This window comes from Tessaracoccus aquimaris (assembly GCF_001997345.1).
Taxonomy (GTDB): domain Bacteria; phylum Actinomycetota; class Actinomycetes; order Propionibacteriales; family Propionibacteriaceae; genus Arachnia; species Arachnia aquimaris.
In genome coordinates this window covers 925,954-948,488 of the sequence record NZ_CP019606.1, presented here as the reverse complement: position 1 = coordinate 948,488, position 22,535 = coordinate 925,954, and the positions used below count along the sequence as shown (strand labels likewise).

Below are 22,535 nucleotides of genomic sequence, written 5' to 3'. Positions count from 1 at the left end.
CACCCCCGGTGGGGGCACCGTAGACTGCCCCGGTGCCCCCAGTTTCAGACGAGCAGCAGCGGCCGCGCTTCGCCACCCGCCCGGCGGGTGTCTACGACGTGGTCGTTGCGCTGTTCTGCGCCCTGCTGCTGATCTCGAACGTGGCCGCGGTGAAGCTGATCCAGTTCGGCCCCGACGTCGACCTGCTCGGTTTTCCGCTGCTTCCGATCATCACCGACGGCGGGGCGCTGCTGTTTCCGCTGACCTACGTGCTCGGCGACGTGCTCGCCGAGGTGTACGGCTGGGCGGGCGCCCGCAGGGCCATCGCGATCGGGTTCGCCACCTCGGTGGTGGCCTCGGTGACGTTCCTGATCGTCGGGGCGGCGCCGCCCGCGGCCGACTGGGGCAACCAGGAGGCCTTCGTGTCGATCCTCGGGTTCGTGCCGCGGATCGTGGTCGCGTCGCTGCTCGGCTACGCCGTCGGGCAGTTGCTCAACGCGTGGGTGCTGGTGCGGCTCAAGCGCCGCACCCGCGAGGGGTCGCTCTGGGCCCGGCTGCTCGGCTCGACGGTGGTCGGAGAGGCCGCCGACACCACCATCTTCTGCATCGTCGCGTTCGCTGGCATCATCACCGGCGGAACGCTGATCAACTACATCCTGGTCGGCTACCTGTACAAGGTCGCCATCGAGGCGCTGTTCCTGCCGATCACCTATCAGGTGATCAAGCTCGTCAAGCGCCGCGAGCCGAGCTACGCGGGCTCGGTGGAGTAGAACCTGCCGAGGAACTCGTCGCGGTAGGCGTAGAAGTCGCCCGCCCGCATGGCTGCCCGGATCGCGTCGACCAGTCGGACGGTGAAGCGCTCGTTGTGGATGGTCGCCAGCGTGGAGGCGAGCATTTCCTTCGCCTTGAACAGGTGGTGCAGGTAGGCCCGCGTGTAGTGCTGGCACGTGTAGCAGTCGCAGCCCTCCTCCAGCGGCACGAAGGAGCGCCGGTGGCGGGCGGTGTTGACGTTGTAGCGCCCGTCCGCGGTGTAGATGGCCGCGTTGCGGGCCACGCGCGACGGGTTGACGCAGTCGAACGTGTCGGCGCCCATTTCGATGGCCGCGAAGAAGTCGTCGGGCTCCGAGATGCCGAGCAGGTGCCGTGGCTTGTCGTCGGGCAGTTCGTCGACCATCCAGCCGATGATGGTGCCGAGGTTCTCCTTCTCGAGCGCGCCGCCGAGGCCGAAGCCGTCGAACGACTGCCCGTCGACCTCCAGTTCTGCAAGTCCGCGGGCCGCCGAGCGGCGCAGGTCCTCGTACTGGGCGCCCTGGATGACGCCGAACAGCGCCTGGTACGGCTTGTCTGCGCGCTCCCTGGTGAGCTGGGCGTGCGCAGCGAGGCAGCGTTCCGCCCAGCGGTGGGTGCGCTCGACGGAGGCCTCCTGGTAGCCGCGGGTGTTCATCAGCGTGGTCAACTCGTCGAAGGCGAACATGATGTCGGCGCCCAGTTCGTGCTGGATGCGCATCGAGATCTCGGGGGTGAAGCGGTGCCTGGTTCCGTCGAGGTGCGACTTGAAGGTGACGCCATCCTCGTCGACGTGGGCCATCCTGGTCTTGCCCTCGGCGATCACGTCGTCGTTCTGCAGGCCCGCGGTGTCCATGGCGAGGACCTTCTTGAACCCTGCGCCGAGGCTCATCACCTGGAAGCCGCCGGAGTCGGTGAAGGTGGGGCCGGGCCAGTTCATGAACGCGCCGAGCCCGCCCGCCTCGTCGATCAGGTCGGAGCCGGGCTGCAGGTACAGGTGGTAGGCGTTGGCGAGCACCGCCTGGGCACCGAGGTCGGCGACGGTCTCAGGCAGCACGGCCTTTACGGTGGCCTTGGTGCCGACGACCACGAAGGCCGGGGTCTCGATGTCGCCGTGCGGGGTGTGGATGACGCCGACCCGGCCGGGTGCGTCGTCCAGCCGGTGCGTGACGTCGAAGGAGAAGCTCACGAGCGTCTCGCGAGCACGTCGAGTTGGCCGAGCGCCACGGCGGCGGCCGTCGAGGTGCGCAGCACGCCGTCGCTGATGCTGACGGCGCGGGCCCCCGCCTCGAGGAAGCGGTCCAGTTCGTCAGGGGTGATGCCGCCCTCTGGTCCGACGATCAGCAGCCCCGTCCCCTCGGAGGGGAGGTCGATGTCGGCGATGTGGTCCACCGCGTCCTCGTGCAGGACGAGCGCGACGTCGGCCAGCGCGATGGCCTCGGCCACGTCTGCGGTCGTGGCGAAGCTGACGTCGGGGACGAAGAAGCGACGCGCCTGCTTGGTGGCCTCCCTGCACGTGGCACGCCACTTCTCCAACGACTTGTCGCCGCGGTCGCCCTGCCAGCGCACGATGCTGCGGGCGGCCTGCCAGGCCAGGATCCTGCGGGTGCCGAGCTCGGTGGCGGTCTGCACGGCGAGGTCGCTGCGGTCGCCCTTCGCGAGCGCCTGGGCGACGCCCCACGTCAGGGCGGGCTGATCCGGGTGGAGCACCTCGACGACGCGGACGGTGAGTTCGCGGCGTCCGGTCTCCTCGACCACCGCGGTCACGGCCGATCCCCGTCCGTCGGCGACGAGCACCGTCTCCCCCACCTCGATGCGCTTGACGGCGACGGCGTGGTGGGCCTCGTCGCCGGTGATGGTGATCAGCGCCTCGGGGGCGATGTCACCGAACTCGGCGAGGAAGAGGGCACTCGTCACGAGAACCACTCGGAGATCTTGCCGAAGACTCCCCTATGACCCTTCGCCGCGATGGCCTCGGCGCGGGTCTCGTCGCGCTCCTCGGCGAGTTGGCGCAGCAGTTCGCGCTGCTTGTCGTCGAGCTTGGTCGGGGTCTGCACGAGCAGGGTGACGCCGAGGTCGCCCCGTCCGCCGCCGCGCAACCGCGGCACGCCCTTGCCCTTGATCGCGATCCGGGTGCCCGACTGGGTGCCTGCTGGCACCTCGACGGCGACGCTGCGGTCCTCGACCGGGGAGTCGGGCCATTCGGCCTCCAGCGTCGCCACCTGGACGGTGGTGCCGAGCGCCGCCGCCGTCATGGGCAGCTTGACGACCATCTCGAGGTTGTCGCCGTCGCGGCGGAACGTGTCGTGCTCGTCGACGACCAGTTCGACGTACAGGTCGCCCGCTGGCCCGCCGCCGGGGCCGACCTCTCCCTGCGCCTCGAGGTGGATGCGGATGCCGGTCGAGACGCCTGCCGGCACCTTGACCTGAAGCGTGCGGGTGGTGCGGACGCGTCCCTCACCGGAGCACTCGGTGCACGGGTTGGGGATGATGGTGCCGTAGCCGCGGCAGGTCGGGCAGGCCTGCGTGGTGCGCACGTCGCCGAAGAAGCTGCGCTGGATCTGCGAGACCTCGCCGCTGCCGTCGCAGGTGCCGCAGGTGACGGGCTCGGAGCCTGGCTCGCCGCCCTTGCCCGAGCACTTGGGGCAGACAACGGCGGTCTGCACCTTGACGGGCTTCGTGGCGCCGAAGACGGCCTCGAACAGCTCAAGCCTGAGCCGCACGAGCGCGTCCTGGCCCTGGCGCACGCGCGAACGCGGGCCGCGGGAGGAGGCGGTGCCGAACATCGCGTCGACCAGGTTGGTGAAGTCGAACCCGCCCGGGAAGCCGCCGCCGAAGCCGGAGAACCCGGCGCCGCCCTGGGACATCGGGTCGCCGCCGCGGTCGAACACGGCGCGCTTGTTGGGGTCGCTCAGGACCTCGTAGGCCTCGCTGAGTTCCTTGAACTTCTCCGCCGCCTCCGCGTCGTCTGGTGCGACGTCCGGGTGCACCTTCATGGCGCGGCGACGGTAGGCCTTCTTGATGGCCTCGGGGGGCGCGTCGCGCTCCACCCCGAGGATGTCGTAGTAGTCCTTGCTCATATCTGTGTTGGTCTTCAGCCTTCGTTGAGGAATCTGCTCACATAGCGCGCCACGGCACGGACCGCGGCGATGGTCGAGGGATAGTCCATCCGGGTGGGGCCGACGACGCCGAGGCTCGCCTGCAGGTCGGAACCGTAGCCGGTGGCGATGAGGCTCGTCGAGTGGAAGCCCTGCGTGGTGTTCTCCTGCCCGATCCGGATCGTCACGTCGTCGCCCGCGGCCTCGCCGAGCAGGCGCATCAGGATGACCTGCTCCTCGAGGGCCTCGAGGAGCGGCCGGAGGTTCTGTTCGAACTCGGCGCCCGCCAGGTTGGGCACGCCCGCGACGAGGACCTGGGTGGCGGGCTTCGCGGCGATCGCCTCGAGAACGGCCGCGACCGTGGGCGCCGCGACGGCGCGGTCGGCGGGGGCGACGCCCTCCAGGAAGCCTGCCAGCGCTGCCGCGGCGTCGACCGTCGACTTGCCGACCACCGCCGCCGCGAGCCTGAGCCGCAGCGACCCGAGTTGCGGCTCGGCGAGGACGGGGCCGTCGACGATGGTCTGGTCGACCCGACCGGACGAGGACACGACGATCACGAGGAGTCGCTCGGTGGTCAGCGGCACCAGGTCGAGGTGGCGGATCTCGTCGCGCTGCACCACGGGGTACTGCACGATGGCGACCTGCCTGGTGAGCTGCGCGAGCAGCCGGACGGTGCGACCGATGAGGTCGTCGATGTCGGCGGTGCCGTTCATGAAACTGGTGATCGCGACCCGCTCAGCCGAGGACAACGGCTTGATCTGCGCGAGCCGGTCGACGAAGAGCCGGTAGCCCTTGTCTGTCGGGATCCGTCCGGCGCTGGTGTGGGGCTGCGTGATGTAGCCCTCCTCCTCCAGTGCCGCCATGTCGTTGCGAACGGTGGCCGCGGAGACGTTCAACTGGTGGCGCTCCACCAGGGCCTTCGAGCCGACGGGCTCCCTGCTGGCGACGTAGTCGGTGACGATCGCCTTGAGCACGTTGAGCTTGCGGTCGTCGAGCATGGTCACCTCCTGAATCTGCGGCTGGCACTCGCGTATGCCGAGTGCCAGTGTAGCTCCCTCTACGATGGAGACATGACGCCTGTTTGGACCCAAGTCACCGATCGAGTCTTCGTCACCACCGTCGAGCCGCATGCGGTCAACGTCGGCCTGATCGTGGGAGACACCGCCGCGATGCTGGTCGACTCGGGCAACACCGCGGAGCAGGGGGCCGAGCTGCTGGCCTCCGCCACCGAGCGCGCGGGCGTGCCCGTGACGCACGTGATCGTCACGCACGACCACGGCGACCACAGCGGCGGCGTGGCAGGAATGGACGGCGTCACGAGCATCGCGCACGAGAACCTGACCGCGTTCGAACCGACCCGCGGCTTCTCGATGGCCGTGGCCGTCGACCTGGGCGACCAGCGCGTCGAGATGGTCAACTTCGGCGACGCGCACACCCGCAGCGACGTGATCGTGTTCGTGCCGGGCGAGCGCGTCATCTTCGCGGGCGACCTTCTCGAGCAGGGCGGCGACCCGCAGGTCGACGAGACGACCTCGCTCAGCAACTGGCCGACCGTGCTTGACGGCGTGCTCGGGCAAGCCAGGACGAGACCCGGTTCGTCCCCGGCCACGGCACCGTCGTCGACCGCGACTTCGCCTTCATCCAGCGCGCCGAGATCGCGATGCTCTACAGCCAGACCGAGATGATGATCCAGCAGGGCACCAAGCTCGAGGACGCGGCCACCGCGACCGAATGGCCATTCACGGCCAAGACGCTCGCGGTGGCACTGCCCAAGGCCTACGCCGAGCTCGCCGCCAAGGGCATCGAGCCGAAGCGTCAGTTGCCGATCCTGGGCCTCTGAGTCACGCCTCCAGGGTCAGCTCCGCGACGACGTAGCTGGTGGCTGGCATCCGCAGCTTCAGCACGCCGCCCTCAAGGCTCGCGCCGCCGAACGCGGTGACGGAGACCTCCTCGTCGTGCAGGTCGGAGGCGGTCAGCAGTCGGGCGCCGTCGAGGCTGACCGAGCCGCCGCGCAGTTCCAGGTCGACCTCCTGAGGCTCAAGCGCCAGGTTGGTGGCGGAGACCAGCACCCGGCCGTCCTTGACGGTGACCGAGGCGTGCAGCAGCGGCAGGTCGACGTCGGGTCGCGGCCCCTCCTGCGGGACGGACCGGGTCGGGCGCTCGTTCCACTGCACTGGCAGCAGGCTCCCGTCGCCGTGGCCCTGGTTCATCTCGAAGACGTGCCAGGTCGGGGTGCGGGTCAGCGTCGCGCCGTCGGTGACGAGCACGGCCTGCAGCACGTTGACGGCCTGTGCGAGGTTGGCCATCTCGACCCGCTCGGCGTGTGCGTGGAAGATGTCGAGCGTGACGCTCGCCACCAGCGCGTCGCGCAGGGTCTGGCGCTGCACCAGGAAGCCCGGGTTGCTGCCCGGCTCCGGCTCCCACCAGGTGCCCCACTCGTCGACGATCAGGCCGATCCTGCGCGTCGGGTCGTAGACGTCCATGATCGTGGAGTGCCGGGCGATCAGTTCGTCCATCCGCCAGGCGTTTGCCACCGTGGTGAAGTAGTCGTCGGTGTCGAAGTCGGTCGCCGAGCCCTTCTCCTCCCAGCTCTTGCCGAAGGTGTAGTGGTGCAGGCTGAGGCCCTGGAAGTGGTCGGCGGGGCGGCAGCCGCAGCCGAGGTCGCCGACGGTCGACATCAGCGTCTGGGTCCAGGCGTAGTCGTCGACGTTTGCGCCGCAGGCGATCCGGTACAGCCGGTTGTCCCCGTGGTCGCGGCAGTAGGTGCCGTACTGGCGGGCAAGGTCGGCGTAGTGCTCGGGGCGCATGTTGCCCCCGCAGCCCCACGACTCGTTGCCCACGCCCCAGAACTTGACGGTCCACGGCTCGTCGCGGCCGTTGGAGCGCCGCAGCCGCGCCATCGGGGAGTCGTCGCCGCGGGTCAGGTACTCGACCCACTGGCTCATCTCCTGCACGGTGCCGGAGCCGACGTTGCCGCAGATGTACGGCTCGGTCTCCAGCAGGTCGATGAGGTGCATGAACTCGTGGGTTCCGAAGCTGTTGTCCTCGACGACATCACCCCACAGCGAGTTGACGACGGTGGGCCGGTCGGTGCCGATCCCGTCGCGCCAGTGGTAGTCGTCTGCGAAGCAGCCGCCTGGCCAGCGCAGGTTCGGGATCCCGATCTCCTTGAGGGCCTCAACGACGTCGAGGCGGATGCCCTTGTCGTTGGGGATCTCGGAGTCGGCTCCGACGAAGATGCCCTCGTAGATGCAGTGCCCGAGGTGTTCGGCGAAGTGCCCGTGCTGGTGGCGCGAGACGAGCGGGCCGGGCAGGTCGAGGTTGACGATTGCCTTGGTCATGGATGGTCCCTTCACGAGATGGCGAGGATGGTGGCGCCGTGCGGGTCGAGCGGGACGCTCAACCACCCGTCGGCAGCGGTCTGGGTGGCGCCGCTCCACAGGTCGAGGACCCGTCGAGGCTCGGTGACGCCGAGGTCGTCGCGGTGCAACCGCACTGTGGTGGGTTCGTCGCCCAGCCAGAACACGGCCCGCACCTGGGTGCCGTCGAGTTCCGCGGCCCACACCACGAGCGACTGGTCGCGGATGATCTCGCGGTTGTGGCTGGAGCGCTGCTGGATGGCGATCACGTCGTCGTTGGTCAGCAGGTCGACGGTGCCGGGATCGGAGGCGGGAAGATGGCCGCCGAACATCATGGGCGAGCGGGCGATCGCCCACAGCGTCATCATGGTGCGCTGCTCGGCGAGGCTCAGCCGGGAGTCGCGCTCGGTTCCGACGTGCGCGCGGATCCCGAGCCGGCCGAGCGGCAGCATGTCGAGGTCGGCGTAGCCGGCGGCCGACTGGTGCGGGCCCAGCGGGCGGCGCGCTGGAACTGCTCCAGCAGCCCCGGCCAGGTGTCCCACAGGTCGTCGGAGACGCGCCACATGGCGGCGACGCCGCGCAGGAAGTCGAGTTGTTCGAGGGAGAGTTCGCGGCCCGGGGAAAGGCTGAGCGCGATGTCGCGCCCGCTCCGGTCGATCGCGGCGGCGATCAGCGCGATCTCGGCGCGCTGCACCGGCGGATACAGCACGTCATCGAGCTTGATGAAGTCGACGCCCCAGCCGGCCAGTTGCCCGATCAGCGCGTCGTACCAGTGCGCCGCGCCGGGGTGTGTCGCGTCGACGCCGTCGTTGTCCGGGTTCCAGGGGCAGCGGTTGCCCGGGTCGGCGATCTGCGCCGCGGTGTAGGGGCTGTCGGCGATCGGCAGGTCGGCCTCGACGGCGGGGCGCGGGATGCCGCGCATCAGGTGGACGCCGAACCTCAACCCGAGCGCGTGGACCGCGTCGGCGAGCGGCGCGAATCCCCTACCTTCTGCGGCGCTCGGGAAGCGTCCGACGGCGGGCTGGGGCCGGCCGAAGCCGTCGAGGACGGCCTCCGAGACGGCCGCGTAGTCGTGGTCCCCCGGCGTCGGCTCGTACCACTGGATGTCGACCACGACGGTGTCCCAGCCGTGCGGCAGCAGGCGCTGCGCCATGAAGGAGGCGTTCTCGAGCACCTCGGCCTCTGTCACCGAGCCGCCGAAGCAGTCCCAGGAGTTCCAGCCGAGCGGCGGTGAGGACGCCATCTCAGAGGTCCACGGTGGGCAGCCAGACGCGCATGGCGACGCGTCCGCGCCTGCCCCATTCGCGGTACGGGATCAGCGTCACGGGGGTGGCCTCCGGGTCGCCGGCCGGCTCGCCGAAGCGGCGGTACAGCGCCTCACCGGTGGCGAGCACCGCCCCGCTTCCGGTGGCGCCGGTCGGGTCGCCGGTCAGGGGCCGGTTCGGGTCGATCGCGAGCGCGTCGACTTCGCGGTTGTCGTGGGCCTCGGCGCACAGCACCGTCGGGCCCGCCTGGACCGCGACGGAGCCGCGCACGGCGTCGACGCGCGCGTCGGCGACCATCGCGGTCGGCGTGACGTCCAGGGTGACGGTGCTGCGGGCGGCGGTGTCGAGGCTCAGCCAGCCGTTCTCGACGGGGGCGGGTGCGCCGTCGACCTGGGGGGAGGTAGCCCACTCGGGGACGCGGATCCGCAGCCCCATGCCGGGCAGGAAGTCGGCCTCGGGGGTAACGGTGAGGCTGCCCGCCTCGAGGTCGCCGGTGATGACGACGCGTCCGGTGCCGACCTGGGGCGGCAGTTCGAGGGTCGCGGCGGCGGGCAGCGCGATGGCGAGGCCCTCGTCGTCGGCGAAGGCGAGGTAGGCGGCGAGGCTGGCCCTCAGCCGCGCCACGTTGGGCGGGCAGCAGGCGCAGGAGAACCAGGGCTGTCGGCCGGAGTTGTACTCGACGACGCGCCCGCCGGTGCGCACCTGCAGGGGGTTGGCGTAGGTGAAGGAGGTGCCGTCCTCAGACACGGCGGCCGGGATGGCGTTGTAGAGCACCCGCTCCATGGCCTGCCCGTAGCGGGCCTCGCCGGTGGCGAGCAGCAGTCGCCACGACAGGTGCAGGTCGGCGATCGCGGCGCAGGTCTCGGCGTAGGAGCGCTCGGAGGCGAGTTCGTGGTCGTCGCCGAAGGACTCGTCCTGGAAGTGCGATCCCATGCCGCCGGTGATGAACATCCGGCGCCGGTGGGCGCTGTCCCACCGCCGCTGCACCGCCGCGAGCAGGTCGGCGTCGCCGGTCTCGACGGCCACGTCGACGCAGCCCGCGTCGAGGTACAACTGGCGCACGGCGTGCCCGGTGGCGTCCTCGGCGTCGCGGACCGGCGCGTGGTCCTGGAAGTAGGCAGGGCCGAACGGCTTGGTGTGCTGAACCGGGTTGCCCCGCCGCTCCACGAAGCCCTTCGCGGAGGTCAGGTAGCCGGGCTCCCCCGTCTCGCGGTACAACTCGACGAGCGCGGTCTCGATCTCGGGGTGCCCGCAGGTGCCCTCGTGGGCGAAGCGCCGAACGATCAGGTCAGCGACCGGCCGGGCGATCGCCATCAGTTCGCCGCGACCCGCCCGGTTCAGCGCGACGGCGGCCTGGATCAGGTGGCCCGCGCTGTACAACTCGTGGCCCCACTGCAGGTCGACCCAGCGGCCGGGGCTGTCGGCCGACAGCCCCCACGAGTTGAGGTAGCCGTCTGGCTGCTGGGCGGCGCGCAGCAGCCGGTAGGACGAGTCGAGGAAGCCGTCGAACGCGGTGGTCCCGGTGCGGGCGATCTCCCAGCCGACCGCCTCGAGCGTCTTGTACAGGTCGGAGTCGGAGAATCCGAACCCCCGGTGGGCCTCGCCGCCGGGCGAGGCCAGGTTGGCGATGACACCGCTCTCGTCAAGCTTGCCGATGGCGTGCGGCAGGGTGGCGGACGCGTTGAGGTCCTGCAGGTCGCCGAGGTAGGACCCCGGCGTCAGGGTCACCTCCGTGATCCCCAGGGGCGCTCGCCCATGCTGCAGCCTGACGGGAGCGGTCATGTCAATCGTTCCTTACCGGTTGTCTTTTCAGCGCAGGCCGTCGGTGAACTTGTGCACGACGGCGTTGTAGCGAAGCTCGTTGACGAAGCCACGGGTGGTGGTGGCGTCGTCGATCAGCGCGAGTTCGATGTCGGCGATGTCGGCGAAGTCCTGGAACTCCTCCAGGCCCGCGCCGGTCGACATCACGGTGTGATGCGCCGCGCCCGCGGCGATCCAGCACTCGGCGGACGTCGGCAGGTCGGGCTGCGGCACCCAGACGGCCCGGGCGACCGGCAGGTTCGGCAGCGGCGCGTCGGGCTCGACGATGTCGACGAGGTTCGCGGTCATCCGGAACCGGTCGCGCAGGTCGGAGAGCGCCACGACGATGCCCGCGCCCGTGTCGGTGTTGAACACCAAGCGGACGGGGTCCTCGCGGTCCCCGATGCCGAGCGCGTGGATCTCGAGCGTCGGCTTGGAGGTGGTCAGCGAGGGGCAGACCTCGAGCATGTGGGCGCCGAGGATCTTCTCCTTGCCGGGCGTCAACTCGTAGGTGTAGTCCTCCATCAGCGAGGCGCCGCCCGGCAGGCCGAAGCCCATCACCTTGGCGAGGCGCACCAGCACGGCGGTCTTCCAGTCGCCCTCGGCGCCGAAGCCGTAGCCGTCGGCCATCAGGCGCTGCACCGCGAGGCCGGGGAGCTGCTTCAGCCCACCCAGGTCCTCGAAGGTGGTGGTGAACGCCTTCGCGCCCACCCCGTCGAGGAACGCGCGCAGGGCGAGCTCCTGGCGGGCGCCGTAGCGCAGCGACTCGTGGCGCTCGCCGCCGGGCAGCAGCTCCGCGGCGACGTCGTAGCTGTCGGCGTACTCGGCCACCAGGGCGTCGATGTCGGCGTCGGTGACGGCGTCAACGGCCGCGACCAACTCGTTGACGCCCCAGGTGTTGACGCTGACGCCGAGCTTGAACTCGGCCTCGGTCTTGTCGCCCTCGGTGACGGCGACGTTGCGCATGTTGTCGCCGAAGCGGGTCAGTCGGAGCGTCCGCAGTTCGGCGTAGCCGGTGGCCGCGCGCGACCAGACGGCGACCTTGTGCTGCACGTCGGGGTTGGAGGCGTGGCCGACCACGATCTTGCGCTGCTTGCCGAGCCTGCTGACGATGTAGCCGAACTCACGGTCGCCGTGGGCGGCCTGGTTCAGGTTCATGAAGTCCATGTCGATGGTGTCCCACGGCAGGGCCTGGTTGGCCTGCGTGTGGAGGTGCAGCATCGGCTTGGCGAGCGCGTCGAGGCCGAGGATCCACATCTTGGCGGGCGAGAAGGTGTGCATCCAGGTGATCACACCGACCACCGACTCGTCGGCGTTGGCCTCCAGCATGGCCCGCTCGATCGAGACGCGGTCCTTGAGGATGGGGCGCCACTGGATCTCGACGGGGATCTCGTCGGCGGAGTTGAGGTCGGCGACGACCTGCTTCGACTGTTCCTCGACCTGGGCGAGCACCTCGGGGCCGTACAGGTCCTGGGATCCGGTGAGGAACCAGATCGTGCGCTTGGCGAATGGGGATTCCATGGGTTCCACTCCTACTTCTTGGGTTGTCCGTAGACGTTCTGGTAGCGGTCGAAGAGGGAGTCGACCAACTCCTGCGCGATGGGGATGGGCTCGCCCAACTGGCGGGCGATGTGGACGGTGCGGGCGACCTCTTCGCACATCACGGCGGCCTTGACCGCGTCGCGGCCGTCGCGGCCGATGGTGAACGGCCCGTGGTTCTGCATCAGGACGGCGCGGCTGCGCGAGTTCTCGAGGGTCTCGACGATGCCGCGGCCGATCGAGTCGTCGCCGATCAGCGCGAAGGGGCCCACGGGGATCGAGCCGCCGAACTCGTCGCCCATCATCGTCAGCACGCAGGGGATCTCCTCGCCGCGCGCGGCCCAGGCGGTGGCGTAGGTCGAGTGCGTGTGCACGACCCCTCCCACCCAGTCGAGGTGGCTGTAGACATAGGCGTGCGCCGCGGTGTCGCTGGAGGGCTGCAGGCGCTCCGGGGTCCCGTCATCGATCTTGGCGCCGTCGAGGGTGCACACCACCATCTGATTCGGGCCGAGGTCGTCGTAGGAGACGCCCGAGGGCTTGATCACGAACAGGTCCTCGCCGATCTGGTCGGCGCAGCGGATCCGCTGTGAGACGTTGCCAGCGGTCCACACCACGAGTTGCCACCGTGGCAACTCCGCGTGCAGATCGGCGACGATCCGGCGGGTGGCGGCCACCTCGTCCTGGACGTCGGCTGGCAGTTCGGTAAGGGTCAGCGTCATCGCATCCTCCTCGTTGTCGAGGTGCTCCCCTGCGCAGGGGCTGCACCACAATGTGACCGGTCACAGATCAGCCTACTGATTGACCCGACGAGTGTCAATGGAGACGGCGTGATCGGTGGCCCGGAAATGCCCGGTTGAGATAGCCTGACTGACTGAGGATCGACGAAGGGAAAACCTTGGCCACAACGATGCAGGACGTGGCGCGCCTGGCTGGGGTCTCTGTCAAGACCGTTTCCAACGTGATCAACGACTACCCGCACATCAGCCCGACGACGCGCTCGAAGGTCGAGAAGGCCATCGGCCAGCTCGGCTACGAGCCGAACCTGACGGCCCGCAACCTGCGCCGAGGTCGCACCGGGCTGATCGGGCTGGCGCTGCCTGAGCTGAAACTCCCCTACTTCGCCGAGTTGGCCGACTCGGTCATCGTCGCCGCCGAGAAGCGCGGCCTGCGGGTCCTTATCGAGCAGACCAACTCGGAGCGGGCCCGCGAGATCGACGTGCTGCACGGCTCCGTGCGACACCTGCTCGACGGGCTGATCTTCTCGCCGCTGGCCCTCGGACAGGAGGACGTCAGGCAGTTGCGCGTCGACTACCCCCTGGTGGTGCTCGGCGAGCGCGTCTTCGACCACGGCAACGACCACGTCACGATGAGCAATGTGGAGGCGGCACGGGCGGCCACCACGCACCTGATCGACCTCGGTCGCACCAGGATCGCGCTGATCGGCAGCCACGCGGGCGAGGTCGTCGGCTCTGCGGCGCTGCGCGAGCGCGGCTATGTGGAGGCCATGATCCGCGCCGGGCTTGCGCTCGACAGGGACCTGATCCGCGAGACGGGGCTGTGGCACCGGGAGACCGGCGCGGACGCGATGCGGGAACTGATCAGTTCCGGCGTCGCCTTCGACGCGGTGTTCGCCATGAACGACGCGATGGCCATCGGCTGCCTGCACGCGCTGCACGAGGCGGGCCTGCGGATCCCCGAGGATGTCGCGGTGATCGGCTTCGACGACATCGAGGACGCCGCGTTCACCTCCCCCACGCTCTCCACGATCTCGCCTGGAAGGCAGCAGATCGCCGACGAGTCCGTCGAACTGCTGCACCGCCGCATCGAGGCGAAGGTGAAGGGCGGGGGCGAACCGGAGCAGTTCGTGCGCATCGACGCCGACTTCGAGTTGATCGCCCGCGAGTCGACGCTCGGGCGCGGTCAGCGCCCGGCCTGACGCGCGGCAAGCGCCGCCACGTCGCGCCGACCGAGCCAGGTCGCGGCGAGCAGCGCGAGCCCCGGCCCGAAGATCAGCCCGGGCGCCGGGTAGGCGAGGCCCGCGATCAGCAGGGCGGCGCCGACCAGCACGAACACCGCAGTCGACCCGGGGCGGATGGCGGGCAGCACCAGCGCGGTGCGCCAGGTGCCTGCTCCGAGGATCGCCCCGATGACGGCGGAGCGCACCAGGTAGCAGGCGACCACGAACAGCGGCACCAGCACGGCGAGGCCGCCGGGCAGCATCCCGACGGCGGCGAGCACCGCCTCCACGGCGATCAGCGCGAGCGCTGCGCCCCACGGCGCGAGGGCGCGCTGCGAGGCCCAGAAGTCTGAGCGCCAGGCGGCGACAGCGTCGCGCCACGGCGTGGCGTCCTCGTCGTCGGAAAGGGTCGCCTCGGACACCGCGACGGCGGCGCGCAGGCCCGGGGCGAAGCCGAGCACGACCCCGCCGGCGAGCAGGCCCGCCACGAACGCGAGCCCGATCTCGGCGGGCGCGGTGAGCCGGCCGAGCCAGCGCATCGCGGTGCCCGCCCAACCACCCTCAACGCGCACGACGCTCACGGTGCCCCCTGCAGCCAGACGGCCTGCCCCGCGCGGTCGAGCGCCGAGACGCTGAACCTGGGGCCTGCCTCGGACAGGTCGCGGAACACCACGCCCGCCATCTCCTCGCCGTCGACGCTCACGGTGACGCGGTCGTCGGCGCCGACCGGCCCGAGGGCGACCTCGGCTGGCCGTGGCGCGACGGGATCGGTGACGTCGTCGACGAACCGGGTCGCGACCCAGGCGTCGGGGGCCTCGAGGGCGCCGTCGACGGTGCCTCCGAATGGCACAGGGGAGACCACCGGCCAACCGGTAGCCGTCCAGGCCAGTTGCCTGATCTGCGTCGTGGGGCGCTCGCGGTCCTGGCCGTAGCGCACGTGGTGCACCAGGTAGACGTTGTCGCCGTCGATCAGGTGGGAACTGTGGCCGGGCGCGACCCAGGTGCGTCCCTCGACGTCGACGTGGCTGCCGAGCAGGAGGTTGCCCGCCCGCGTCGGCGGCTCGCGGTCGTCGATCATGGAGCGGACCTGGGCGTCCTGGTAGTCGCCGGTGATGGCGCGACTCCGGGCGACCCGCACGTGGTAGGTGTCGAACAGCGAGTCGAACGACGTGAACAGGTAGTAGTGCCCGTGCTCGACGCTCCACAGGGCGTGCGAACCCTCGATGGCCCCGTTGATGCTCGCGGCGCGGCGCGCGACGCTTTGCCCGAGGTCGCCGTCACGCACCGGCCTGCCGTCGACGCCGAGGGGAAGCACCCGCAGCCCGCCGAAGAAGGAACCGAAGAACAGCCAGTCGCGGCCCTCGGAGTCGATCGTGACGGCCGCGTCGATGGCATTGACGCTCGACGCGTCGTGCTCGGTCCGCACGACCACACCCCGGTCGCGCCACGGGCCGCGCGCGGTGGGCGCGGTCGCGAGCGAGATCGCCGAGGTGCGCGACCCGAAGGTCGAGGCGGAGTGGTACATCCGGAACTCGTCGCCGCGGCGCACCACCTCCGGCGCCCAGAGTCCCTGCGCGCCCGACCAGGCACGGGCGGGCTCCGGGACGCCGTCGAACGCGTGGCCGCCCCAGCGCCAGGTGACCAGGTCGTCGGAGAGACGAACCTGGACGCCGGCGCCGGGGGCACCGATCGCGGTGTCGGTGGAGACCATCACGTAGCCGCCGTCGACATCGCGGACCACCGTCGGGTCGTGCGCGCCGTCGAGGCCGGGGTCGACGAAGACTCCCTGCTCCCCCGGCGCGACGTCCAGGTAGGCGGGCTCCATGCTCATCCCTTCGTTCCCGTCAGCGCGACGGACTCGATGATCTGGTTCTGGAAGGCCACGAAGATCGCGAAGATCGGCACCAGCGCGATGACGGATGCGGTCATGATCAGCGGGTAGTCGGTCTGGATCGCGTAGGCGGCGTTGAAGTTGGCGATGACCAACTGCAGCGTCTGCTTCTCGGGGCTGTTGAGGTAGATGACCGGCCCGATGTAGTCGTTCCACACGGCCATGAACCACAGGATGAACTGCGCGGCGATGGCGGGGCGGATCAGCGGCAGCACGAGCGTCGAGAAGATCCGCCAGTAGCCGGCGCCGTCGATCTTGGCCGCCTCGATCACCGAGTCGGGAACCGACGTCAGGTACTGGCGCAGGAAGAAGATCATCATGATGTTGCCGAACAGGCCCGGCACGATCAGCGGGAGGAGGGTGTCGACCCAGCCCCAGCCGGAGAACATGATGAACTGCGGGATCAGCAGCGTCGGCATCGGGATCATGATGCCCGCGAGCAGCCCGAGGAACAGGGCGTTCTTGCCTGGCATCCGGAGCTTGGCGAACGCGAACGCCGCAAGCGTGGAGGCGATGGTGCCGATGATCGTCACCGTGAAGGACACGATCAGCGAGTTGGTGATGCCCGAGAGCACCGGACCCGCCTCCCACACGCGCAGGTAGTTGCCCCACTGCGGGTCCTTGGGAATCCATTCGGGGGGCAGCGCGAAGACCGAGTCCCGGGTCTTGAGCGAGGTGGAGAGCATCCAGGCCAGCGGGGCGATCATCACGATGCCTCCGATGCCGAGCAGGATCGCGACGACGATGTTGCCCGCCGCGTACTTGGACTTGCGCGTCATCGCCATGTCAGTCCACCTCGATCTGGTTGCGCTTGTTGATCTGGAACTGGATCAGGGTGACGACGAAGATGATGATGCCGAGCACGACCGCCATCGACGAGGCGTAGCCCATCTGGAGGTTCTTGAATGCCTTCTGCCAGATGTACCAGACGATGGAGGCGGTGCTCCATTCCGGGCCACCGGTCGGGGTCATGATGTTGATCTCGGTGAAGATCTGGGCCCCGCCGATGATGTTGGTGACCACCAGGAAGAACGTGACGGGCCGCACCATGGGAAGCGTGATCGACCAGAACTGGCGCCAGTTGCTCGCGCCGTCGATGGAGGCCGCCTCGTAGAGCGAGCGGGGCACGGACTGGATCGCGGCGAGGTAGAGCAGCATCGAGTAGCCGAGGCCCTTCCAGACGGCCATGATGATGATGGCGGGCTTGGACCAGACGGGGTCCTGCAGCCAGTTGGGGCCGTCGATGCCGACGTAGGCGAGCATCTGGTTCACGAGCCCGAAGTCGCCGTTGTATGCCCACTGCCACAGGATCGCGATGGCGGCGAGCGACGAGACGACGGGCACGTAGTAGATGGCGCGGAACAGGCCGCGGCCCGGCATCTTCCTGTTCATCGCGATCGCGAGGATCAGCGAGAGGATCAGCCCGATGGGGATGCCGATCATCAGGAAGAAGGTGTTGCCGAGCGCCTTCCAGAAGTACGGGTCGTTGAAGGCCTGGACGTAGTTCTCCAGGCCGATGAACTCCTGGTAGCCGAGGCCGTTCATGCTGTGCAGTGATGCGTAGAGCGAGTACCCGAGCGGGAACAGCGTGAAGACGGCGAAGCCGATCACCGGCAGGGCGACAAACAGCGCCGCGACCTTGTGTTCCCGGGAGTAAAGGCGCGACCTGCGTCGCGGCGGTGGCGTCTCGGCGCTGGCTTGAGCCTGCGCCGGCGAAATGAGCGTTTCGGTGGACATGTGAGACTCCCTCGATGGGGGGCGGGGGCGCTGCTAGGCGCCCCCACCCGGTCCGTCATCGATTCTGTTCTGCCTGCTGGTTGGCGGCGTCCAACTTCTGCTGCATGCGGGGCTGGACCTCCTTGCAGTAGTCGGCGGCGCTCTTCTTGCCGTCGAGGACCGGCTGGATGCCCGTCCAGAATTCGTCGTACCACTCGCCGTTCCAGGTGGTGGCGGCGGGAAGCGGGCGACCGTAGTCCTGCACGATGTCGAGGAACTCGGCCTTGTTCTCGGGCTTGCCCGCGCTCGTGGCGTAGTCCTTCTCGGCCATGTCGATCAGGTTGGGGACCTGCACTCCGGCCTCCCATAGCGAGGTCTGCGCCTCCTTGTTGGTGGAGAGGTAGACGGCGAGCTTTGCGGCGAGGTCGGGGTGCTTGGTGCTCTGCGACACCGCGATGCCGAGCGATCCGATCCAGGTGGCAGTCTTGCCGGTGCTCATCACCGGGTACGGGATCAGGTCCCAGTCGAAGTCGAGCTTGGTGTACGTGGACACGTCCCAGGGGCCGACGGGGAAGAAGCCAATCTCGCCCTTCATCCAGCGCTGGTAGGTGTCGAGCGTCTGGGCCTCGGAGATCGAGGGGGTGGACTTGTCGACGTTCTGGATGTCGGCGAAGGTCTGCAGGGCCTCGGCGAACTCGGGGTGTCGACGGTGACCGTCTTGCGCTCGGCGTCGGCCCAGTCGGCACCGTTGGACCAGGCAAAGGCCTGCAGGTTCCAGGTGACGTTGAGGCCCGTGCCCCACTGGTCGAGCTTTCCGTCGCCGTCGGCGTCGAGCGTGAGCTTCTTGGCGATCTCACGGAACTCGTCCATCGCGAGCGGGGTGTCCTTGTCGGGAACGCGATGCCTGCCTTCTCGAACATGGTCTTGTTGTAGCCGAACGAGAACGGGCCGACATCCTTGGGCAGGCCGTAGATGGCGCCCTGGCCGACCAACTGGCCGTCGTAGCGGTACGAGTCGACGCCGTACTTCCACACGTTGTCCAGGTTGACGCCGGAGGCCTCGACCTCCTTGGTGATGTCGCGCACGACGTGGTTGGTCGCGAACGCCATGACGGAACCCTGCTCGAGGTAGAACACGTCCGGGACCTGCTTGCCGGTGATCGCGGCCTGGAGCTTGGTCGAGTACTGGTCGGCGTCGGTGACGATGATCTTGACGGAGCAGTTGTTCTCCGACTCGAACGCCTTGATCGCCAGTTCGTACGCCTTCTTCTCGTCGGCCCCGCCCCGGTACATGTAGGTGAGCTCGGGACGACCGTCGGAGGTCGTGCCGCTGCTGTTGCCGCCAGAGCCGCAGGCCGACAGCCCCGCCGTCAGGGCGACACCTCCGGTCCCCAGGAGGAAGCTGCGTCGACGCATATTCATGTCCATCTCCTTCTCGGAGGTCCGTCGAGCATCCTTGCTCTGCTGCCGGCCATCCCTTTTTCGATTATTACAACGATGAAGGGGTGAGTCAACACCACAAGGGAAGATTATCTATCGAAGCTTGTCACAAGCGTATTGACGATGACCGTTTCGTGGGTCATGATGGATCTACATCGTTGTAGGCATTGCGGCCAGCAGGAGAAAACATGCGCACAGCTTCACTCGTCATCGACCCCGCCTTCGCGGTCGGGCCGGTGCGTCGACGTACCTTCGGATCGTTCGTGGAACACCTCGGACGATGCGTCTACACGGGCATCCACGAACCCGATCACCCCACCGCTGACGCCGACGGGTTCCGCGGCGACGTGCTCGACCTGACGCGGGAACTCGGGGTCTCGACGGTGCGCTACCCGGGCGGAAACTTCGTCTCCGGCTACCGCTGGGAGGACGGGGTCGGACCCGTCGAGCAGCGGCCCCGCCGCCTCGACCTCGCCTGGCACTCCATGGACCCGAACACCGTCGGAACCGACGAGTTCATGCGCTGGGCCGACAAGGCGGGCATCGAGCCGATGATGGCCGTCAACCTCGGCACCCGCGGCACCGCGGAGGCGCTCGACCTGCTCGAGTACTGCAACGTCGCCGCGGACTCGGCGATCGCGGAGCAGCGCAGGGCGAACGGGGTCGACGAGCCCTACCGCGTCAAGATGTGGTGCCTCGGCAACGAGATGGACGGCCCGTGGCAGATCGGCCACAAGACCGCGCACGAGTACGGCAGGCTGGCCGCCGAGACCGCCCGCGCCATGCGGATGATGGACCCATCGCTCGAACTGGTGGCGTGTGGCTCCTCGCAGCGCTCGATGCCGACCTTCGGCGAGTGGGAGCGCGTGGTGCTGACCGAGACGTGGGACTTCGTCGACATGATCTCGGCGCACGCCTACTACTGGGAGCGCGACGAGGACCTGCAGAGCTTCCTCGGAAGCGCCGTCGACATGGACCGCTTCATCGACCAGGTCGCCGCGACCGCTGACGCCGTCGGCGCCGCGAACAAGTCGGACAAGGTGATCGGGATCAGCTTCGACGAGTGGAACGTCTGGTACCAGGATCGCGCCGAGTCGCGCCCCCCGTCGGGCGACGACTGGCCCGTCGCACCGGTCCTGCTCGAGGACAACTACTCGGTCGCCGACGCCGTGGTGGTCGGCAACCTGCTGATCAGCCTGCTGCGCCACACCGACCGCGTCTGGTCGGCGAACCTGGCCCAGCTCGTCAACGTGATCGCTCCGATCATGACCGTGCCGGGCGGCAAGGCCTGGAAGCAGACGATCTTCCACCCCTTCGCGTTGACGGCCCGCCACGCCAAGGGCGAGGTGCTGCGCGTCGTGCTCGACTCCCCCACGATCGAGACCGCTCAGTTCGGCACCATCGACGCGGTCGACGCCGTCGCGACGGCCGAGGGCGACGAGATGACCGTCTTCCTGATCAACCGTGACGTCGACTCCCCCGTCGACGTGTCCGTCGCGCTGCGCGGCGGTTCCGACACGCTGGTCGAGGCGCTGACGCTGAGCAGCGACGACCCGCGCTACCAGGCCAGCGCCGAGGACGATGCCTCGGTGGTCCCGGTCGCCAACGACACCGCGAGTGTGCAGGACGGGAAGCTCAGCATCACGCTGCCTCCCATCTCCTGGACCATGGTGCGCCTGGCCCGATGAGACGGCTCGCCGCGCTGCTGACGGCCGCGCTCGTCGCCCTGACGGGCTGCGCGCCGGAGGCCTGGGGCCGGGACGTCCCCGTCACCGGTGACGTCCTGGTGCACGACCCGGGGCTGCTCCTCGACGAGGACGGCAGGCCGTGGGTCGTCGCGTCCACCGGCGACGAGCGGGTCGGCCTCGGCGCCATCCAGATCCGCGTCTCGGACGACGGTGGCTCCACCTGGACCCACACGGGCGAGGCGTGGACACCGGGCACCGAGCCCGAGTGGGTGCGCGAGAAGGTACAGGGGGTGACCAACTTCTGGGCCCCGGAACTGGTCCGCCGCGACGACACCACCTACCTGTTCTACGCCGCCTCGACGTTCGCGTCGAACACCTCCGTGATCGGCCTGATGACCAACGACGACTTCGACCCGCACCGGCCATCCGAGGGATGGCAGGACCGCGGCGAGGTCGTGGCGAGCACGGGCGACGACAACTTCAACGCGATCGACCCGTCGGTGCTGACCGATGCGGACGGCCGAGGATGGCTGGCGTTCGGATCCTTCTGGGGCGGCCTGCAACTCGTGCCGCTCGACTGGGAGACCGGCAAGCCCCCAGCAGGCGCGGTCCCCGTGACCATTGCGAGCCGAGGCACCGCCACCAACGCGATCGAGGCGCCTGCGCTGCTTCGGCACGGCGACTACTACTACCTCTTCGCGTCGTTCGACAGTTGCTGCAAGGGCACCGGAAGCAGTTACAACCTCAACGTCGGCCGGGCGAGTTCCCCGGAGGGCCCCTACCTCGACAAGGCGGGCAACGACCTCGCCGCAGGCGGCGGAACGCTGCTGCTCGAGACGGTCGGCGACCGGATCGGACCAGGCGGAGGTTCCGTGGCGGGTGACTGGACGGCGTTCCACTACTACGACGGCGCCGAGGGAGGCGCCCCGACGCTCGCGCTGCGCGAGATCGCCTGGCGCGACGGTTGGCCCGTCATCGCCACGGCCGAGGAGGCCGAGGAGATGCCCTTCTACGTGGAGTGACGCGGCCCCGCCGAGTCCCGCCAGATGAAGGTGGAGGCGAGCACCCGCTCGCTCGGCGCGGCGCCGCCCATCACCTCGAACAGCAGGTCGATGGCCGCGGAGCCCACCTCCGTGAACGGCTGACGGACCGAGGCGAGGGCGACCCCGAGGTAGGGCGCGATGTCGGAGTCGTCGTAGCCGACCAGCGCCACGTCGTCGGGCACCACCCTGCCGAGTTCCCCCAGCCGCTTCAGGGCGCCGACGGCGACCTGGTCGTTTGCGGCGAACACCGCGTCGATGCGCGGCTCCGCCTCGAGCGCCTCCGCCATCGCCCGGTAGCCGCCGGCGGGGTCCCAGCCCGCCACGATCGCCGGCCCTGCCGCGTCACCGGCGGCCGCGGCCCATCCCGCCCGGCGCGCCTGCGCCTCCAGCCAGTCGTCGGGGCCGGCCAGGTGGGCGATGCACGTCCTTCCGCTGTCGACCAGCGCCGAGACCGCGTCCCTGGCTCCCCCGCGATGATCGCTGCGTGCCCGGGCGACGCCGGGCGAGACCGGCCCCTCCACGACCACCGAGGTGGGCAGGTCGGAGGCGAAGCTGTCGGCCAGTTCAAGCGAGGCCTCGGACCAGGCCACCACGACCACGCCGTCGACGCCGAGCCCGAGCAGGTGCTCGCGCGCGGCGGTCAGCGACTCGGGGCGGTCGTCGCGGACCGTGACGGCCGCCGTCGAGTAGCCGCGCTCGCGGGCCCCTTCGTCGATAGCGAGCGCCGTCAGGTTCGGGCCGACAAGCGCCGCGTGCACCGAGACGACCCCGATGGTCATGGAGTCATTTCTGGCGAGCGAGCGGGCGGCGCGGCTGGGCCGGTAGCCGAGTTCCTCGATGGCGCCCTGGACGCGCTGCAGCGTCTCGGCCCGCACCAGCGACGGCTCGTTCAGGACGCGCGAGACCGTCTGGTAGGACACCCCGGCGAGGGCCGCGACGTCGCGGATCGACGGCTTGTCGTGCGCGCGTGGCATG

23 protein-coding genes and 1 pseudogene are annotated in these 22,535 nt (G+C 69.5%); 6 read left to right on the top strand and 18 right to left on the bottom strand.

What is annotated here, in order from left to right; all coding sequences use genetic code 11:
- Positions 1 to 32: 32 nt before the first annotated feature.
- Positions 33 to 749, top strand: a complete 717-nt coding sequence (locus BW730_RS04450; protein ID WP_077685204.1) for a queuosine precursor transporter — start codon at positions 33 to 35, stop codon at positions 747 to 749.
- Here BW730_RS04450 and tgt read toward each other — a convergent pair.
- The 4 genes from tgt to hrcA are packed head-to-tail and all read right to left on the bottom strand — an operon-like array spanning position 728 to position 4,861.
- Positions 728 to 1,954, bottom strand: a complete 1,227-nt coding sequence (gene tgt, locus BW730_RS04445) for a tRNA guanosine(34) transglycosylase Tgt (protein WP_077685203.1) — start codon at positions 1,952 to 1,954, stop codon at positions 728 to 730. The genes BW730_RS04450 and tgt overlap by 22 nt on opposite strands.
- Positions 1,951 to 2,682, bottom strand: coding sequence for a 16S rRNA (uracil(1498)-N(3))-methyltransferase (locus BW730_RS04440; protein WP_077685202.1), 732 nt, complete (start codon positions 2,680 to 2,682; stop codon positions 1,951 to 1,953). Before BW730_RS04440 ends, tgt begins: the two co-directional genes overlap by 4 nt.
- Positions 2,679 to 3,845 (bottom strand): molecular chaperone DnaJ, encoded by a 1,167-nt coding sequence (gene dnaJ / locus BW730_RS04435; RefSeq protein WP_077685201.1) that lies wholly within the window; start codon positions 3,843 to 3,845, stop codon positions 2,679 to 2,681. The genes BW730_RS04440 and dnaJ overlap by 4 nt, the downstream gene beginning before the upstream one ends.
- Before the next feature lie 14 nt (positions 3,846 to 3,859).
- The gene (gene hrcA / locus BW730_RS04430; protein WP_077685200.1) at positions 3,860 to 4,861 is read right to left on the bottom strand and encodes a heat-inducible transcriptional repressor HrcA; all 1,002 of its coding nucleotides are present in this window, start codon (positions 4,859 to 4,861) and stop codon (positions 3,860 to 3,862) included.
- Positions 4,862 to 4,933: 72 nt separating this feature from the next.
- Between hrcA and BW730_RS04425 the strand changes: the two genes are divergently transcribed.
- Both BW730_RS04425 and BW730_RS04420 read left to right on the top strand, forming a co-directional pair.
- Positions 4,934 to 5,548 (top strand): MBL fold metallo-hydrolase, encoded by a 615-nt coding sequence (locus BW730_RS04425; protein ID WP_077685199.1) that lies wholly within the window; start codon positions 4,934 to 4,936, stop codon positions 5,546 to 5,548.
- Positions 5,524 to 5,703, top strand: a complete 180-nt coding sequence (locus BW730_RS04420) for a hypothetical protein (protein ID WP_077685198.1) — start codon at positions 5,524 to 5,526, stop codon at positions 5,701 to 5,703. The genes BW730_RS04425 and BW730_RS04420 overlap by 25 nt, the downstream gene beginning before the upstream one ends.
- A 1-nt stretch (position 5,704) precedes the next feature.
- Here BW730_RS04420 and BW730_RS04415 read toward each other — a convergent pair whose 3' ends face one another.
- Genes BW730_RS04415 through BW730_RS04395 form a run of 6 tightly spaced genes read right to left on the bottom strand, consistent with a single transcriptional unit; the run spans position 5,705 to position 12,545 of the window.
- Positions 5,705 to 7,204, bottom strand: a complete 1,500-nt coding sequence (locus BW730_RS04415; protein WP_077685197.1) for an alpha-N-arabinofuranosidase — start codon at positions 7,202 to 7,204, stop codon at positions 5,705 to 5,707.
- 11 nt (positions 7,205 to 7,215) lie between these two features.
- Complete coding sequence (locus BW730_RS19075; protein ID WP_250637758.1) at positions 7,216 to 7,674, bottom strand: hypothetical protein; 459 nt, start codon at positions 7,672 to 7,674, stop codon at positions 7,216 to 7,218.
- The gene (locus tag BW730_RS19930; RefSeq protein WP_226997069.1) at positions 7,611 to 8,465 is read right to left on the bottom strand and encodes a hypothetical protein; all 855 of its coding nucleotides are present in this window, start codon (positions 8,463 to 8,465) and stop codon (positions 7,611 to 7,613) included. Before BW730_RS19930 ends, BW730_RS19075 begins: the two co-directional genes overlap by 64 nt.
- A 1-nt stretch (position 8,466) precedes the next feature.
- Positions 8,467 to 10,269: a glycoside hydrolase family 127 protein gene (locus BW730_RS04405; RefSeq protein WP_077685196.1), complete on the bottom strand. Its 1,803-nt coding sequence runs from the start codon at positions 10,267 to 10,269 to the stop codon at positions 8,467 to 8,469.
- Positions 10,270 to 10,296: 27 nt separating this feature from the next.
- Entirely contained in the window at positions 10,297 to 11,808 is a 1,512-nt protein-coding gene (gene araA, locus BW730_RS04400; protein ID WP_077685195.1) for an L-arabinose isomerase, read from the bottom strand.
- A gap of 11 nt (positions 11,809 to 11,819) precedes the next feature.
- A complete protein-coding gene (locus BW730_RS04395) occupies positions 11,820 to 12,545 on the bottom strand; it encodes an L-ribulose-5-phosphate 4-epimerase (protein WP_077685194.1) in 726 nt (241 codons plus the stop codon).
- Positions 12,546 to 12,721: 176 nt separating this feature from the next.
- Here BW730_RS04395 and BW730_RS04390 point away from each other — a divergent pair, with 176 nt between their 5' ends.
- On the top strand, positions 12,722 to 13,762 hold the full coding sequence (locus BW730_RS04390) for a LacI family DNA-binding transcriptional regulator (RefSeq protein ID WP_226997068.1): 1,041 nt from the start codon (positions 12,722 to 12,724) through the stop codon (positions 13,760 to 13,762).
- Here the strand turns inward: BW730_RS04390 and BW730_RS04385 are convergent.
- The 7 genes and pseudogenes from BW730_RS04385 to BW730_RS20260 form a co-directional block, all read right to left on the bottom strand.
- Positions 13,747 to 14,364, bottom strand: coding sequence for a DUF624 domain-containing protein (locus BW730_RS04385; RefSeq protein WP_077685192.1), 618 nt, complete (start codon positions 14,362 to 14,364; stop codon positions 13,747 to 13,749). The genes BW730_RS04390 and BW730_RS04385 overlap by 16 nt on opposite strands.
- Complete coding sequence (locus BW730_RS04380; RefSeq protein ID WP_158522470.1) at positions 14,361 to 15,608, bottom strand: arabinan endo-1,5-alpha-L-arabinosidase; 1,248 nt, start codon at positions 15,606 to 15,608, stop codon at positions 14,361 to 14,363. The genes BW730_RS04385 and BW730_RS04380 overlap by 4 nt, the downstream gene beginning before the upstream one ends.
- A 2-nt stretch (positions 15,609 to 15,610) precedes the next feature.
- Complete coding sequence (locus tag BW730_RS04375) at positions 15,611 to 16,459, bottom strand: carbohydrate ABC transporter permease (protein WP_226997067.1); 849 nt, start codon at positions 16,457 to 16,459, stop codon at positions 15,611 to 15,613.
- A 1-nt stretch (position 16,460) separates the two neighbouring features.
- Positions 16,461 to 17,411 (bottom strand): carbohydrate ABC transporter permease, encoded by a 951-nt coding sequence (locus BW730_RS04370; RefSeq protein ID WP_077685190.1) that lies wholly within the window; start codon positions 17,409 to 17,411, stop codon positions 16,461 to 16,463.
- Positions 17,412 to 17,466: 55 nt separating this feature from the next.
- Positions 17,467 to 18,054, bottom strand: coding sequence for an extracellular solute-binding protein (locus tag BW730_RS19070; protein ID WP_335340893.1), 588 nt, complete (start codon positions 18,052 to 18,054; stop codon positions 17,467 to 17,469).
- Positions 17,982 to 18,260, bottom strand: a complete 279-nt coding sequence (locus tag BW730_RS19065; RefSeq protein WP_226997257.1) for a hypothetical protein — start codon at positions 18,258 to 18,260, stop codon at positions 17,982 to 17,984. Before BW730_RS19065 ends, BW730_RS19070 begins: the two co-directional genes overlap by 73 nt.
- Before the next feature lie 77 nt (positions 18,261 to 18,337).
- Positions 18,338 to 18,682: pseudogene (locus tag BW730_RS20260) on the bottom strand (extracellular solute-binding protein); the annotation flags it as partial.
- 335 nt (positions 18,683 to 19,017) lie between these two features.
- Here BW730_RS20260 and arfA point away from each other — a divergent pair.
- Both arfA and BW730_RS04355 read left to right on the top strand, forming a co-directional pair.
- Entirely contained in the window at positions 19,018 to 20,517 is a 1,500-nt protein-coding gene (gene arfA / locus BW730_RS04360) for an arabinosylfuranosidase ArfA (RefSeq protein ID WP_077685189.1), read from the top strand.
- A complete protein-coding gene (locus tag BW730_RS04355; RefSeq protein WP_077685188.1) occupies positions 20,514 to 21,539 on the top strand; it encodes an arabinan endo-1,5-alpha-L-arabinosidase in 1,026 nt (341 codons plus the stop codon). Before arfA ends, BW730_RS04355 begins: the two co-directional genes overlap by 4 nt.
- Here BW730_RS04355 and BW730_RS04350 read toward each other — a convergent pair.
- On the bottom strand, positions 21,527 to 22,534 hold the full coding sequence (locus BW730_RS04350) for a LacI family DNA-binding transcriptional regulator (protein ID WP_077685187.1): 1,008 nt from the start codon (positions 22,532 to 22,534) through the stop codon (positions 21,527 to 21,529). The genes BW730_RS04355 and BW730_RS04350 overlap by 13 nt on opposite strands.
- Position 22,535 lies beyond the last annotated feature (1 nt).